This is a genomic window from Streptomyces sp. NPDC026659, assembly GCF_040638245.1.
GTDB lineage: Bacteria > Actinomycetota > Actinomycetes > Streptomycetales > Streptomycetaceae > Streptomyces.
On the sequence record NZ_JBEZXY010000002.1, the window covers coordinates 791,220 to 805,792 of the forward strand.

10 protein-coding genes and 1 riboswitch are annotated in these 14,573 nt (G+C 72.0%); of the genes, 3 read left to right on the forward strand and 7 right to left on the reverse strand.

The annotated features are described in order from the left end of the window. Positions 1–144: 144 nt before the first annotated feature. Positions 145–1,155 carry a polyprenyl synthetase family protein gene (locus tag AB0E91_RS08295; protein WP_361776961.1) on the reverse strand — a complete coding sequence of 337 codons (1,011 nt, stop codon included), beginning with the start codon at positions 1,153–1,155 and terminating at the stop codon, positions 145–147. Between the two features lie 615 nt (positions 1,156–1,770). Beyond that, positions 1,771–1,984: riboswitch (cyclic di-AMP (ydaO/yuaA leader) on the forward strand. Between the two features lie 2 nt (positions 1,985–1,986). On the opposite strand from AB0E91_RS08295, the gene AB0E91_RS08300 reads away from it, so the two are divergent. Further along, on the forward strand, positions 1,987–2,475 hold the full coding sequence (locus tag AB0E91_RS08300; protein WP_361776964.1) for a transglycosylase SLT domain-containing protein: 489 nt from the start codon (positions 1,987–1,989) through the stop codon (positions 2,473–2,475). A 76-nt stretch (positions 2,476–2,551) separates the two neighbouring features. Here AB0E91_RS08300 and AB0E91_RS08305 read toward each other — a convergent pair whose 3' ends face one another. From AB0E91_RS08305 to AB0E91_RS08315, 3 genes are all read right to left on the reverse strand, one after another. Further along, on the reverse strand, positions 2,552–3,361 hold the full coding sequence (locus AB0E91_RS08305; RefSeq protein ID WP_361776967.1) for an HAD family hydrolase: 810 nt from the start codon (positions 3,359–3,361) through the stop codon (positions 2,552–2,554). A gap of 545 nt (positions 3,362–3,906) precedes the next feature. Then, positions 3,907–5,112, reverse strand: coding sequence for an FAD-dependent oxidoreductase (locus AB0E91_RS08310; protein WP_361776970.1), 1,206 nt, complete (start codon positions 5,110–5,112; stop codon positions 3,907–3,909). A gap of 102 nt (positions 5,113–5,214) precedes the next feature. After that, the gene (locus AB0E91_RS08315) at positions 5,215–6,471 is read right to left on the reverse strand and encodes an ATP-grasp domain-containing protein (protein WP_361776973.1); all 1,257 of its coding nucleotides are present in this window, start codon (positions 6,469–6,471) and stop codon (positions 5,215–5,217) included. Positions 6,472–6,754: 283 nt separating this feature from the next. Here AB0E91_RS08315 and fahA point away from each other — a divergent pair, with 283 nt between their 5' ends. Continuing rightward, positions 6,755–7,966: a fumarylacetoacetase gene (gene fahA, locus AB0E91_RS08320; protein WP_361776976.1), complete on the forward strand. Its 1,212-nt coding sequence runs from the start codon at positions 6,755–6,757 to the stop codon at positions 7,964–7,966. A 185-nt stretch (positions 7,967–8,151) separates the two neighbouring features. Continuing rightward, entirely contained in the window at positions 8,152–9,090 is a 939-nt protein-coding gene (locus tag AB0E91_RS08325) for a M56 family metallopeptidase (protein WP_361776979.1), read from the forward strand. Positions 9,091–9,123: 33 nt separating this feature from the next. Here AB0E91_RS08325 and recQ read toward each other — a convergent pair whose 3' ends face one another. The 3 genes from recQ to AB0E91_RS08340 form a co-directional block, all read right to left on the reverse strand. Further along, positions 9,124–11,115: a DNA helicase RecQ gene (gene recQ, locus AB0E91_RS08330; protein WP_361777389.1), complete on the reverse strand. Its 1,992-nt coding sequence runs from the start codon at positions 11,113–11,115 to the stop codon at positions 9,124–9,126. A 237-nt stretch (positions 11,116–11,352) separates the two neighbouring features. Further along, the gene (gene nuoN, locus AB0E91_RS08335) at positions 11,353–13,002 is read right to left on the reverse strand and encodes an NADH-quinone oxidoreductase subunit NuoN (RefSeq protein ID WP_361776981.1); all 1,650 of its coding nucleotides are present in this window, start codon (positions 13,000–13,002) and stop codon (positions 11,353–11,355) included. Further along, positions 12,999–14,570, reverse strand: a complete 1,572-nt coding sequence (locus tag AB0E91_RS08340) for an NADH-quinone oxidoreductase subunit M (RefSeq protein WP_361776984.1) — start codon at positions 14,568–14,570, stop codon at positions 12,999–13,001. Before AB0E91_RS08340 ends, nuoN begins: the two co-directional genes overlap by 4 nt. Positions 14,571–14,573: the final 3 nt, after the last annotated feature.

Consider the following 14,573-nt stretch of genomic DNA (forward strand, 5'->3'; position numbering starts at 1 on the left):
ATCAGACCAAATCAGCCGCGTGAACACGTCAGTCCACGGAGCCAACTCGGCGTACACCTGCGGTATGACGCAGGGGGCGGTGTCTCCCGCCCGACCCGTAGGGGTCGTACGGGCGGCACCGCCCCCTGTCGTACGTCTGCCCGGTCAGCCGGTGCGGTGCACCACCGCGTCGCACAGTTCGAGCAGGGCCGCCTTGGCCTTGCACTCCTTGAGGGGGGCCAGCGCGGCGCGGGCCTCCTCCGCGTACCGCACGGCGTCGCGGCGGGCCTGCTCCAGGGCGGGGTGCGTACGCAGCGCGGCCAGCGCCTCGGCGTGCCGGGCGTCGTCGGTGAGGTCGGAGTCGAGCAGCTCGCACAGCGCGACGTCCTCGGCCTCGCCGAGCCGGGCGGCGCGCTCGCGCAGCCGGAGCACGGGCATCGTGGGGATGCCCTCGCGCAGGTCGGTGCCCGGGGTCTTGCCGGACTCCCGGGTCTCGGAGGCGATGTCGAGGACGTCGTCGCACAGCTGGAAGGCGACGCCGAGGCGCTCGCCGTACTGGGTGAGCACGTCCACCACGGTCTCGTCGGCGCCGGACATCATCGCGCCGAACCGGCACGAGACGGCGACCAGGGAGCCCGTCTTGCCGGAGAGCACGTCGAGGTAGTGCTCGACCGGGTCGCGGCCGTCCATGGGACCCGCGGTCTCCATTATCTGGCCGGTGACCAGCCGCTCGAAGGCGAGGGCCTGGACGCGGACGGCCTCCGGGCCGAGGTCGGCCAGTATCTGCGTCGCGCGGGCGAAGAGGAAGTCTCCGGTGAGGACCGCGACCGAGTTGCCCCAGCGGGTGTTGGCGCTGTCCACGCCGCGGCGCACGGCCGCCTCGTCCATGACGTCGTCGTGGTAGAGCGTGGCCAGGTGGGTCAGCTCCACGACGACGGCGGAGGGGACGATGCCCGGGGCGTACTTGTCGCCGAACTGGGCGGCGAGGAGCACGAGCAGGGGACGGAACCGCTTGCCGCCGGCCCGCACGAGGTGCTGCGCGGCTCCGGTGATGAAGGGGACCTCGCTCTTGGTGGCCTCTAGCAGGCCCTCCTCGACAGCCGTCAATCCGGCCTGGACATCGGCTTCCAGTGCCTGGTCCCGCACGCTCAGCCCGAACGGCTCGCCGACGGTCACGAGGGGTCTCCTGTCTGCTGGTGTCTGCTGGCGACTACACGGTTTGTCGATAGGTCGCTGCCATCACTCGGATCAGCGTATCCGGTCGCGTTTCCATCACCGCTATCACCCACCGGTCCACCACGGGAGGTATCGGGTCACAGCGGTCGTCTTCTGCTTTGGCGGACATGGTCGGACATTCATCGACTTAACAGGACGATGTGCCTGCTGTCGTCGGACGGCGCGCCGACAGGGCGCCCCTCCGCCCCCCATGCGGAGGGGGTCACTTCCCCCAACGAACGGGACCACCCCAGAGGTTCCGCATCCGACCGGACCGACACTCCCTAATACCCACAGACGGATCAAATCCACCTAATCGCCCATGTCTGACTTTGCGTATTTTGCGGTTTCGTGAGTTGGGTCACCGGACGCCCGATGGCGGCCGACAGGCCCCGACTACCCACCTCACCTTGGTTCATGGGGCAGTTGAGCGTTGACGGGCGCAAAGGATCAAGTACCTCAATTGGGGCAAGTCAAGATCAACCATTGCTTTGTGTGAATCCGGCACTTGTTCCGGACATCTGCTCTCGCATACGTTCCGGCCCGTCGGGCGACGCCGAATCCTGCCGGGCCCGACACACCCACTCGACGAACTCATTTCGTACGGCAGGAGCGGGGGAACCAGGTAGGCCGCCGGGACGGGTCGACGCGCGTTGATTGACGCGCGTCGACCCGGCAACGGCTCGGGGTGAAGCCGCGACTTCGTGTCCCACGGACACGGATGTGAGCGGCCGGGCACCTCCCCGCCCGAACCCGACAGCTCACCTCGCAGGCGCCGGAGAGGAACGTGTCATGTCTGCTGCCGCTCAGCCGCGCCGTGCCCGCGCCAAGCGCATCGTCCGTACGCTCGCCGTCACCGGTACCGGTGCCGCCGTGCTCGCGCTGCCGTTCATCGGTGCCACCAGCGCCTCCGCCGCTCCGGCCACCGCTTCGGCCGCCGTGAAGACCCCGGCCGGGTATGCGAACAACCTCGACGGCTGGATCCGCGAGTCCCTCGCGATCATGGCCCAGAAGGGCATCCCGGGCACCTACAACGGCATTCACCGCAACGTGATGCGCGAGTCCTCGGGGAACCCGCTCGCCATCAACAACTGGGACATCAACGCCGTCAACGGCACCCCGTCCAAGGGCCTGCTCCAGGTCATCGACCCGACCTTCACCGCGTACCACGTGGCGGGCACCTCCCTCGACCCGTACGACCCGGTCGCGAACATCACGGCCGCCTGCAACTACGCCTGGCACCGTTACGGCTCCATCGACAACGTCAACGGCCCGTACTAGGCCGTAGAGACCGGCACGTTCCCGGGGCGGGGCGCCCGTAGGTGACTCACCTACGGGCGCCCCGCCCGTTGTCCTCTCAGACGCCGTACACCCTCTCCAGGACCACCGCGATGCCGTCGTCCTCGTTGGAGAGGGTGATCTCGTCCGCCACGGCGAGCAGTTCACGGTGGGCGTTGGCCATGGCCACGCCGTGGGCGGCCCACTGGAACATGGGGATGTCGTTCGGCATGTCGCCGAAGGCGATCGTGTCCGCGCGGCCGAGGCCCAGGTGCTCGGCGGCCAGGGCGAGTCCGGTGGCCTTGGTGATGCCGCACGGCTGGAGCTCGACGGTACCGGGCCCGGACATCGTGACCGTGGCCAGCGAGCCGACGACCGAGCGGGCGGTCTCGGCCAGCTCGTCGTCGGACAGGCCGGGGTGGCGCAGCAGCACCTTGCTGATGGGCTCACGCCAGAGGTCGTCCCGCCGGTCCACCCGTACGGCGGGCAGCGTGGGGTGGGGCATCAGATAGCCGGGCTCGATGAGGGTGAGGCCGTCCACCCCGTCCTGGTCGACGGCCGCGTACACCTGCCCGACCTCGGCCTCGATCTTCCCGAGCGCCGTCTCGGCCAGCTCCCGGTCCAGCCGCACCGACCACAGCAGGCTCCCGCTCCCCGCGTCGTACACCTGCGCCCCCTGCCCGCACACCGCGAGCCCGGTACACCCCAGCGACTCCAGCAGCGGCCGCACCCGCGGCGCCGGCCGCCCGGTCACCACCAGATGCCGCGCCCCGGCCCGGGCCGCCCCCGCGAGAGCGGCCCGGGACCGCACGGAGACGGTGTCATCACCGCGCAGCAGCGTCCCGTCCAGGTCGGTGGCGATGAGTGCGGGAAGGGGAGGTGCGGCCATGATCAGAGAATACGGACGCGGGTGGTCTCCGACTCACCGGCGGGGTACGGGAGTTGACCCCGGCCGGCCGGTGGCGGCGCGGGGCGCCCGGGGGGGCGGAGTACGGCCAGGGGCAGTCGAGGTCTGACCGAGGCGCGCCCCAGGCGCCTGCCGGGAGGCCGCTACGGCCGGGGCCGCTGGAAGGCGAACGCGTACGACCATGGCACCGCCGTGCGGCAACCCGAGCTGCCGCCGGACCACGACCGAGGCGGAGCCAGGGGGTGCCGCGACGGGATCAAGTGCGGGATGCCTGGGCGCGGCCGGGGGACTGCCGGGCAGCTGCCCGGTGCGGCCCCCCCTGCCGGGGGCAACCCGGCTGCCACCGGAACGCGGCCGAGTCGCGGCCCACCGGGCCGCCATGCGCGGCCAGGACGTGACCCGGAGGCAGCCGCGACGCGGTCGGGTGCGGGATGTCGCCGGGTGCGGTCGGCGGGGGCCGGGGACGCGGTCCGGTGCGGCCGGGGGCAGCCCGGGTGGTGAAGGCCGCGCCCGCGCCCCCGCGCCCCTCACCCGTGTGCCGCCGCCAGATGCTTCGCCAGGCGTGGCGACGCGAACTCCGTGCCGCAGACGAAGCGCATGACCGGGCCGTAGGACGAGGCCGCCGGGAGGCCGGTGAAGTAGAGGCCGGGGAGCGAGGAGACGTAGCCGGGGCCGAGGCGGGGGGTGCCTCGGGTGGTGGCGAGGCGGGTGCGGAGGCCGGGGCCGAGGAAGTCCATGGCGGCGAGGTCGACGCGGTAGCCGGTGGCGGCGATGACGTGGTCGGCCGTCAGCCGTTCGGCGCGGCCGCCGTGGGTGAGGACCTTCAGGACCGGTGCGCCGTCCGACACCTCGGCGGACACGACGCGCTGGACCTCCTCGACCTGGACCTTTCCCTCGAAGCGGTCGCGCAGCCACCACGCGCCGAGCGGGCCGAGGACCCGGCGGACCAGGTGGTGGCGGACGGGGTCGGGGAGGAAGCGGTAGGGGTCGGCGTGGTAGCTGAGCGCCCACAGGGACCAGGCGCGGCCGAACGGCGACTCCGGCCGGAAGCGCGGCTGCTCCCAGGGCGGGGCGCCGAAGGCCACCCGGCCCCGGCCGCGCGAGACCACCCGCACCTGGGCGCCCGCCTCCGCGGCGAGCGCCGCCGTCTCCAGCGCGGACTGGCCCGCGCCGACGACGATCAGCTCCTTGCCCGAGAAGCGGCCGAGGTCGTGGTGCTCGTAGACGTGCGAGACGGGGGCGGCGGGGCCGGAGCCCTCGGACGCGGCGCCCGCCAGCTCGGGCGGCAGATGGGCGAGCCCGGACAGGCCGGTCGCGACCACCACCGCGCGGGCCTGGAACGCCTCCCCCGAGTCCAGCTTCAGCTCGAAGTCGCCGCTCCCCCGCGCCCGCTCGACGGAGACCACCCGCACCTGCTCCAGACCGGGCACCAGCTTGCGCTGGAACCACTCGCCGTAGGCGGTGAAGGTCTCGACCGGGATGATGTCCTCGTCGGTGACCAGCCGCCGGATCCCGGCCGCGTCGCAGTAGTCCGCGAGGGTGTGCCCCGGCTGCGGGCAGTCCAGGCTGGAGGCGGCGGGCGTCGACTTCAGCAGCATCCCCTCGGGCATGTGGTCGCGCCAGCTCACCATGGGGTCGCCGAAGACGCGGACGGGCAGCCCCCGCGCCCGCAGATGGGCCGCGGTGGACAGGCCGAACGGCCCCGCCCCGACGACTGCAACCGGTCGAATCACGAAGTCCCTCCCAGGACGCGTTCACGCCACTCCCGTGGCTCTGCCGCTTCGCTTGCCGCTGCGCCTTGCCTTCGTGGTGCCCGCGTCATTCCCTTGCGGGGATCAGGCGGTGCCGCCGCGGCGGTTGGTCCGCCACAGCGCGTAGAGGTGCTTCGCGCCCGGACGCACGAAGCGGGCCATCATGGTCAGGAACGGCATCGGGTCGTCCGCCGCGAGCCACGCCAGTTCGGTGCCGCTCGCCCGCGCCGGGGCGTGCGGCGTGGTGTAGCCGCTGCGGCGGTAGGCGAGGAGCGCGGGCAGGTCGATGTTCTCCACCACGTACCGGTTCCCGGAGCGCTGCGCGCCCTCGGGGACGGGCCGCCCGGTGAGGTTCAGATGCAGGGCGCGTACGACGTCGATGCCGGACTCGCTCTCGAAGAGCCGGAACTGGGCGCCCATCCGGGGGTTGAAGTCCAGGAGTTTGTACTGCCCGTCGCGCCGGTCGAAGCGCAGGTCGAGGTCGATGACCCCGCTGAAGCCGATCTCCTTGATGAACCGCGCCGCGAGGTCGGCGAGTTCGGGGTTGTCCACGACGTACGCGTGCGCCGTCATCCCCGCGTGCGGCGGCCAGGAGCGCACCTTGACCCCGGTGAAGAGGGCGAGCGGGCCCGCGTCGGCGTCGAAGCAGGCGTGCACGATCCAGTCCTCGGCGGACTCCCTCGGCAGATACTCCTGGAGGATGACGCCGGGGTCCTCGCCCCAGTCGCGGGCGAGGTCGAGCAGCCCCGCGCGGGTGGCGATCCGGGTGGTGCCGCCCACGGCGGGCCGGCTGCGCCTGACGAACGCCTCGCGGTTCTTGGCCACCACCGGGAAGCGGGCCCGCTCGGCGAACTCGGCTATCTCGGCGTACGAACGCGGGAACACCGTCACCGGAGTCGCGATCCCGTGCTCCCGGCACAGCTCGTGCAGCCCCTGCTTGCTGGCCAGGCGGCGCGGCAGCGCGGGGTCCACGCGCGGGAAGAGGAACGGCCCGGCCAGCGCGTCCTGGTGCTCCGCGATGAGGACGGCGGCCTCTTCGTCGGTCGGGATCAGGACCGTGGGGCGCCCGATCCGGCGGCCGATCCGCAGCAGCCCCTCGACCAAATGCTCCGGCTCCTCGGCCCCCGTCGTCGGCCAGACGAAGGCGCGCTTCAGATAACGGGACGCGGCGGCCGGGGTGTAGGCGTCCTCGGTGATCGCGTACATCGGCACGCCCAGCCTGCCGAGACTCCGGATCGCGCCGACCCCGCCGTGATGCAGCGGATAGCCGCCGAACTTGACTATGAGACCCGGCACTTCACGGTCCGCCTGGACCGGCGCCCCGACGCGGCTTCCGGCCACGGGTCGTCCCCCCACGTGTCCCCCCTTTGGACCGGACCCACCCCGCCCGTGTCCCCCATGGACGCTAAGCCGGAACAGTTCCCTCCGACAAGAGCTATTCGGACATTGCGAACTCTTTAGACATGGGGCGGACAACCCCACGGCGGCCGCCCGAAACCGCCACGGAACCGCTCGTCAACGCGCCTCACAGTGCTGCCAATACAGCTGTTCCGGCCATAACGTGTGGGCCGACCACATGGATGGCCACACCAGGCACGGTCCGGATGAGAGTGAGGCGGCACCCATGCCCCCCTTCGACGTCCCCGAGGGCGACCCCTTCGGTCCGCACAACCTTCCCTATGGCGTGTTCTCGCCCTCCGGCAGTGCCGAACGGAGGGTCGGGGTCCGGCTCGGCGACCGGGTGCTCGACGCGGGCGCGGTCGCCAGGGAGCTCGGCTCCCCGGACGCGGACCTGCTCGCGCGGCCCACGCTGAACCCGCTGCTCGCCGCCGGGCCGGAGGCGTGGTCGCGGGTGCGCACCGCCCTGACCACCTGGGTCACCGACCCCGCCTACGGCGCCACTGTGGAACCCCATCTCCACCCCCTGGCGGAGGTCGGCCTTCACCTCCCCTTCGAGGTGGCCGATTACGTCGACTTCTACGCCTCGGAGAACCACGCCCGCAACGTCGGCCGCATCTTCCGCCCCGACGCCGCCGACTCGCTCACCCCCAACTGGAAGCACCTGCCCATCGGTTACCACGGCCGCGCGGGCACGGTCGTGGTCTCCGGCACGGATGTCGTACGGCCCTCCGGACAGCGCAAGGGTCCCGGCGACCCCGAGCCCGTCTTCGGCCCCTCCGTACGGCTGGACATCGAGGCGGAGGTCGGCTTCGTGGTCGGCACGCCCTCCGCGCAGGGCACCCCGGTGCCGCTGACCGGCTTCCGCGAGCACGTCTTCGGGCTCTGCCTCCTCAACGACTGGTCCGCGCGCGACATCCAGGCCTGGGAGTACGTCCCCCTCGGCCCCTTCCTCGGCAAGTCCTTCGCGACCTCGGTGTCGGCGTGGATCACCCCGCTGGCGGCCCTGGAGCACGCGCGCGTGACCCCGCCCGAGCGCACGCACCCCCTCCTCCCCTACCTCGACGACTCCGGCACCGGCCCCGGCGGCTACGACCTCCGCATCTCCGTCGCCATCAACGGCCAGGTCGTCTCCGAGCCCCCCTTCTCCACCATGTACTGGACCGCCGCCCAGCAGCTCGCCCACCTCACGGTCAACGGCGCCTCCCTGCGCACGGGCGACCTCTACGCCTCCGGCACGGTGAGCGGGCCCGCCGAGAACCAGCGGGGTTCGCTGCTTGAGCTGACCTGGAACGGCCGCGATCCACTGGAACTCCCGGACGGGAAGCGGGCGTTCCTGGAGGACGGCGACGTGGTGACGCTGTCGGCGTGGGCGCCGGGGGCGGACGGGGCCCGGGTCGGGCTGGGCGAGGTGAGCGGGCGGATCGTGGGGAGTTGAGCGCGGGGCGGTGAGGACGGCCGGGGGAGCCGGGTCCGGGACGGTGGCGCGCAAGTCCCAACCGGGCTGTTCCGCTTCCCCGTTCGGCCCCGAGGACGACTGACGGACGGCCCACCGCGCGTCATACTGGCGTAACACGCACCACCGCCCCGCACCCCTCGGCCACCAGGAACCGGAGCCCCGGCATGACCGTCTGCCTGCTCCTGCTGAGCGCCGTCGCGCTGACGGCCGCGCTGCCCGCGCCCCGCGCGCTCGTCCGGGCCGCGTGGCCCGACCGGGAGCCCGTGGTGGCGCTGTGGGTGTGGCAGTGCCTGGTCGCCACCGTGCTGCTGTGCTGTCTGACCGCGCTGGTGCTGGGCGCGGCGGCCGTCTTCCACACCGTCCGCGACCATGTGTTCGCGCCCGCCCCGCCGGCCGTCACCGCCGCGTACGACCTCTCGGCCGCGCCGCCGTGGGCCGCCGTGCTCACGGTGCTGCTGGCCTCCGGGGCCGCCTGGACCACGGCCATGCTGGCCCGCGAGCTGACCGAGGTGCGGCGGCGGCGCGGGGTGACCCGGGCGCATCTGGACGAGCGGGCCCCGGAGCTGCCCGCCGGGCTGCCCTCGGGGCGCGGGCCGCTGCTGGTCCTGGAGGACGAGTACCCGGACGCCTGGTGGCTGCCCGGGCATCCGCCCCGCCTGGTCGTGACCACCGGGGCGCTGCACCGGCTCACCGACCACCAGCTGGACGCGGTCCTCACCCATGAACGCGGCCACGCCCGCGCCCACCACGACTGGCTGCTGCATCTGTCGAGCGCGCTCGCGTCGGGCTTCCCGCGTGTGCCGCTCTTCGCGCACTTCCGCGACCAGACGCACCGGCTGGTGGAGCTGGCCGCCGACGACACCGCCTCCCGGCGCTGCGGCCACCTCACCACCGCCCTGGCCCTGATCGAGCTCAACCAGCACCGGGGCGTGCTGTCCTGCGCCTCCAGCCGCCGCCTGCTCGGCGAACGCGTGGACCGGCTCCTTGAGCCCCCGCCCCGGCTGCTGCGCCGACAGCGCGCGCTGGCCACGGCGGCAGCCGCGCTGGTACCACTGCTGCCCCTCCTGATCACGTTCGCACCGGGGCTGACGGCACTGGCGTGAGCGCGAACGGCCCGTCCCGGCAGGGCTTTTCGTCTAGTCCCAGTAGGGCTCTTCGTCGTCGCCGGGCCAGTGCTCGTCGCGGCCGGTCGCCGCGGCGGGCGCGGCGGCCCTGGCGGGCTGGGCGGGTGCGGCAGCTGCGGCGGGGGCCGAAGTCGCCGATTCCGGCTGCCCGTTGAGCACCGCCAGCACCCCCTCGCCGTACGTCGCGAGCTTCTTCTCGCCGACCCCGCCGATCGTGCCGAGTTCACGCACCGACTCCGGGCGGGCGGTGGCGATCTCGCGGAGGGTGGCGTCGTGGAAGATGACGTACGCGGGGACGCCCTGTTCCTTCGCCTGCTCGGCGCGCCAGGCGCGCAGGGCCTCGAAAACGGGGACCAGTTCGGCGGGCAGTTCGACGGCCGCGGACTTGGCCCTGCGCTCGCCCCGGCCGCCTGCGGAACGGGCCGTGGTGGGCCGCTTCGGCTCCTTGCGCAGCGGCACGTCCCGCTCGCGCCGCAGCACCGCGCCGCTCTCCTCGGTGAGCACCAGCGTGCCGTACTCGCCCTCGACCGCCAGCAGCCCCTGTGCGAGCAACTGCCGGACGACGCCCCGCCATTCGCCCTCGCTCAGGTCCTCGCCGATACCGAAGACGGAGAGCTGGTCGTGGTCGAACTGGATCACCTTGGCGCTGCGCTTGCCGAGCAGGATGTCCACGATCTGCAGGGTGCCGAACTTCTGGCCGCGCTCGCGCTGGAGCCGCACCACCGTGGAGAGGACCTTCTGCGCGGCGACCGTGCCGTCCCAGGTCTCCGGCGGGGTCAGACAGGTGTCGCAGTTGCCGCACGCCTCGGCGCCGGGCTCCTGGCCGAAGTAGGCGAGGAGCTGGCCGCGCCTGCACCGCGCGGTCTCGCACAGGGCGAGCATCGCGTCCAGGTGGGCGGCGGCGCGGCGGCGGAAGTTCTCGTCGCCCTCGCCGGACTGGATCAGCTTGCGCTGCTGCACGACGTCGTTGAGGCCGTACGCCATCCAGGCGGTGGAGGGCATACCGTCGCGGCCCGCGCGGCCGGTCTCCTGGTAGTAGCCCTCGATGGACTTGGGCAGGTCGAGGTGGGCGACGAAGCGGACGTCCGGCTTGTCGATGCCCATGCCGAAGGCGATGGTGGCGACGACGATCAGGCCGTCCTCGCGCAGGAAGCGGGACTGGTGGTCGGCGCGCGTGGCCGCGTCCAGGCCCGCGTGGTACGGCACCGCGGCGATGCCGTTGGCGGTGAGGAACTCGGCGGTGCGCTCGACGGAGTTGCGCGAGAGGCAGTAGACGATGCCCGCGTCACCGGCGTGCTCCTCGCGCAGGAAGGCGAGGAGCTGCTTCTTGGGGTCGGCCTTGGGGACGATCCGGTACTGGATGTTGGGCCGGTCGAAGCTGGCGACGAAGTGGCGGGCCGACGGGAGGTTCAGCCGCTGGGTGATCTCCTGGTGGGTCGCCTGGGTGGCCGTGGCGGTCAGGGCGATCCGGGGCACGTCCGGCCAGCGCTCGCCGAGCAGCGAGAGGTTCAGGTAGTCGGGGCGGAAGTCGTGGCCCCACTGGGAGACACAGTGCGCCTCGTCGATGGCGAACACGGAGATCCTGCCCCGGGAGAGCAGGTCGAGCGTGGCCTCCACGCGCAGCCGCTCGGGGGCGAGGTAGAGCAGGTCCAGCTCGCCGGCGAGGAACTCGGCCTCGACCGTGCGGCGCTCGTCGAAGTCCTGCGTGGAGTTGATGAACCCGGCCCGCACACCGAGCGCGCGCAGCGCGTCCACCTGGTCCTGCATGAGCGCGATCAGCGGCGAGACCACGACACCGGTGCCCGGCCTGACCAGCGCCGGGATCTGGTAGCACAGCGACTTGCCGCCACCGGTCGGCATGAGCACCAGGGCGTCACCGCCCGCCACCACATGCTCGATGATCGCTTCCTGCTCACCCCGGAACGCCTCGTACCCGAAGACCCGGTGCAGCGTGGCAAGCGCCTCACTCGCGTCCGCGCCCGGCCCCTCGGTCGCTGTCGTCATCTCGCTGATCCCGTCCGTCCCGCTCATCGTCCGTCCCCGTACGTTCCCCCGTGCGCCGACCATCGACCACCGCCCCCACGATAGGCGCCCGCACCGACAGACCCGGAAGTTATCCACAACCCCGGCTCTTCCGCGTGATCAGTCGGTAACTTGGTGCGACGACCGCGACCCACCAACCACGCCGCTGCCCGGCGCCCCTGGAAGAACAGGGGTGCCGGGCAGCGCCATGCGTGGACCTCAGCGGACGAACACGCTCGCCTGGTTCGCCAGCGTCAGGAAGTACTGCGGTGCCACACCCAGGACCACCGTCACCGCCACACCGATCGCGATCGCCGTCGTCGTCAGCGGGGACGGGACGGCGACCGTGGGGCCGTCCGGCTTCGGGGCGCTGAAGAACATCAGGACGATCACGCGGATGTAGAAGAAGGCCGCGATGGCGGAGGAGAGGACACCGATGACCACCAGCGGAGCCGCGCCGCCCTCCGCCGCCGCCCGGAAGACCGCGAACTTTCCGGCGAAGCCGCTGGTCAGCGGGATACCGGCGAAGGCGAGCAGGAAGACCGCGAAGACCGCCGCCACCAGCGGGGAACGGCGGCCGAGCCCCGCCCACTGGGAGAGGTGGGTCGCCTCGCCGCCCGCGTCGCGGACCAGGGTGACCACCGCGAAGGCGCCGATCGTCACGAAGGAGTAGCCGGCCAGGTAGAAGAGGACCGACGAGACGCCGTTCTGCGACGTGGCGATCACACCCGCGAGGATGAAGCCTGCGTGCGCGATGGACGAGTACGCGAGCAGGCGCTTGATGTCGGTCTGGGTGATGGCGATGACCGCGCCGCCCAGCATGGTGACGATGGCCACGCCCCACATCACCGGGCGCCAGTCCCAGCGCAGCCCCGGCAGCACCACGTAGAGCAGCCGCAGCAGCGCGCCGAACGCGGCGACCTTGGTCGCGGCCGCCATGAAGCCGGTGACCGGGGTCGGCGCGCCCTGGTACACGTCGGGCGTCCACATGTGGAACGGCACCGCGCCCACCTTGAACAGCAGGCCCATCACCAGGAGCGCCATGCCGATCAGGAGCAGCGCGTCGTTGCCCATGGTGTCCGCGAGCGCCGGGTCGACCCCGCTGACCGTGCCGTCGACGACCTGCGCGATGCGGGAGTACGACACCGAGCCCGCGTAGCCGTACAGCAGGGCGATGCCGAACAGCGTGAACGCGGAGGCGAACGCGCCGAGCAGGAAGTACTTGACCGCGGCCTCCTGCGACAGCAGCCGCTTGCGGCGGGCCAGCGCGCACAGCAGGTACAGCGGGAGGGAGAGGACCTCCAGGGCCACGAACAGCGTCAGCAGGTCGTTGGCCGCGGGGAAGACCAGCATCCCGGCGATCGCGAAGAGCAGCAGCGGGAACACCTCGGTGGTGGTGAACCCGGCCTTCACGGCCGCCTTCTCGCCCTCACCACCCGGCACGGCCGCCGCCTGCGCCGCGAAGGAGTCGACCCGGTTGCCGTGCGCCTCCGGGTCCAGACGCCGTTCCGCGAAGGTGAACAGACCGACAAGGCCGGCCAGCAGGATCGTGCCCTCCAGGAAGAGGGCCGGTCCGTCGACCGCGATCGCGCCCATGGCCGCGACGTGCGCCTTCGTGGTGCCGTATCCCCCGGCCGCGAGCGCGACGACCGCCGCGAAGGCGGCGCACAGCGCGACGGCCGAGACGAACACCTGGGCGTAGTAGCGCGAGCGGCGCGGGACGAACGCCTCGATCAGCACCCCGACCAGGGCGGCGCCGAGCACGATGAGCGTCGGGGACAATTGTCCGTATTCGATCTTCGGCGCCTCGATCTTCGGGATCGGGTCCGCCGCCATTGTCCACAGGCTGTGGACGGCTGTCGCACTCACTTGGCCGCCTCCACCGCGGGCTTGGGGTCCTTCTCGTGTACGTCGGACAGGGTCTGCTTGACCGCCGGGTTGACGATGTCCGTCAGGGGCTTCGGATAGACGCCCAGGAAGACCAGCAGCACGATCAGCGGGGCGACGACCAGCACCTCGCGCACCCTCAGGTCGGGCATCGCGGAGACCTCGGGCCGCACCGGGCCGGTCATGGTCCGCTGGTAGAGCACCAGCGTGTACAGCGCGGCCAGGACGATGCCGAGGGTGGCGATGATCCCGATCACCGGGTAGCGCGCGAACGTGCCGACCAGGACCAGGAACTCGCTGACGAAGGGCGCGAGTCCGGGCAGCGACAGGGTCGCGAGGCCGCCGATCAGGAAGGTGCCCGCGAGCACCGGGGCGACCTTCTGCACCCCGCCGTAGTCCGCGATGAGCCGCGAGCCGCGCCGGGAGATCAGGAATCCGGCGACGAGCATCAGCGCGGCCGTCGAGATGCCGTGGTTGACCATGTACAGCGTCGCGCCGGACTGGCCCTGGCTGGTCATCGCGAAGATGCCGAGCACGATGAAGCCGAAGTGCGAGATCGACGCGTACGCCACCAGCCGCTTGATGTCCCGCTGCCCGACCGCGAGCAGCGCGCCGTAGACGATGCTGATCAGGGCCAGGACGAGGATGACCGGCGTCGCCCACTTCGACGCCTCCGGGAAGAGCTGGAGGCAGAAGCGGAGCATCGCGAAGGTGCCCACCTTGTCGACCACCGCCGTGATCAGGACGGCGACCGGGGCGGTGGACTCCTGCATGGCGTTGGGCAGCCAGGTGTGCAGCGGCCACAGCGGCGCCTTCACCGCGAAGGCGAAGAAGAAGCCGAGGAACAGCCAGCGCTCGGTGCTCGTCGCCATGTGCAGCGAGCCGTTCGCGCGGGCCTGCACGATCTCCTGGAGGCTGAAGCTCCCGGCGACCACGTAGAGCCCGATGACCGCGGCCAGCATGATCAGACCGCCGGCCAGGTTGTAGAGCAGGAACTTCACGGCCGCGTACGACCGCTGCGTGGACGCCGCCACCTCCCCGTGCTCGTGGGCACGGTCCCCGAAGCCGCCGATGAGGAAGTACATCGGGATCAGCATGGCTTCGAAGAAGATGTAGAAGACGAAGACGTCGGTGGCCTCGAAGGAGATGATCACCATCGCCTCGACGGCCAGGATCAGCGCGAAGAAGCCCTGGGTGGGGCGCCACCGCTTGCTGCCGGTCTCCAGCGGGTCGGCGTCGTTCCAGCCGGCCAGCACGATGAACGGCATCAGCAGCGCGGTCAGCGCGATCAGCGCGACCGCGATGCCGTCCACGCCCAGGTCGTAGCGGACCCCGAAGTCCTTGATCCAGGCGTGGGACTCGGTGAGCTGGTACCGCGCGCCGTCCGGGTCGAAGCGGACCAGGACGACGATCGCCAGGGCGAGCGTGGCCAGCGAGACGAGGAGCGCCAGCCACTTGGCGGCGGTGCGCCGCCGGGCCGGTACGGCGGCGGTGGCGACGGCCCCGAGGGCCGGGAGCACCGCCGTCGCTGTCAGCAGGGGAAACGACATGGG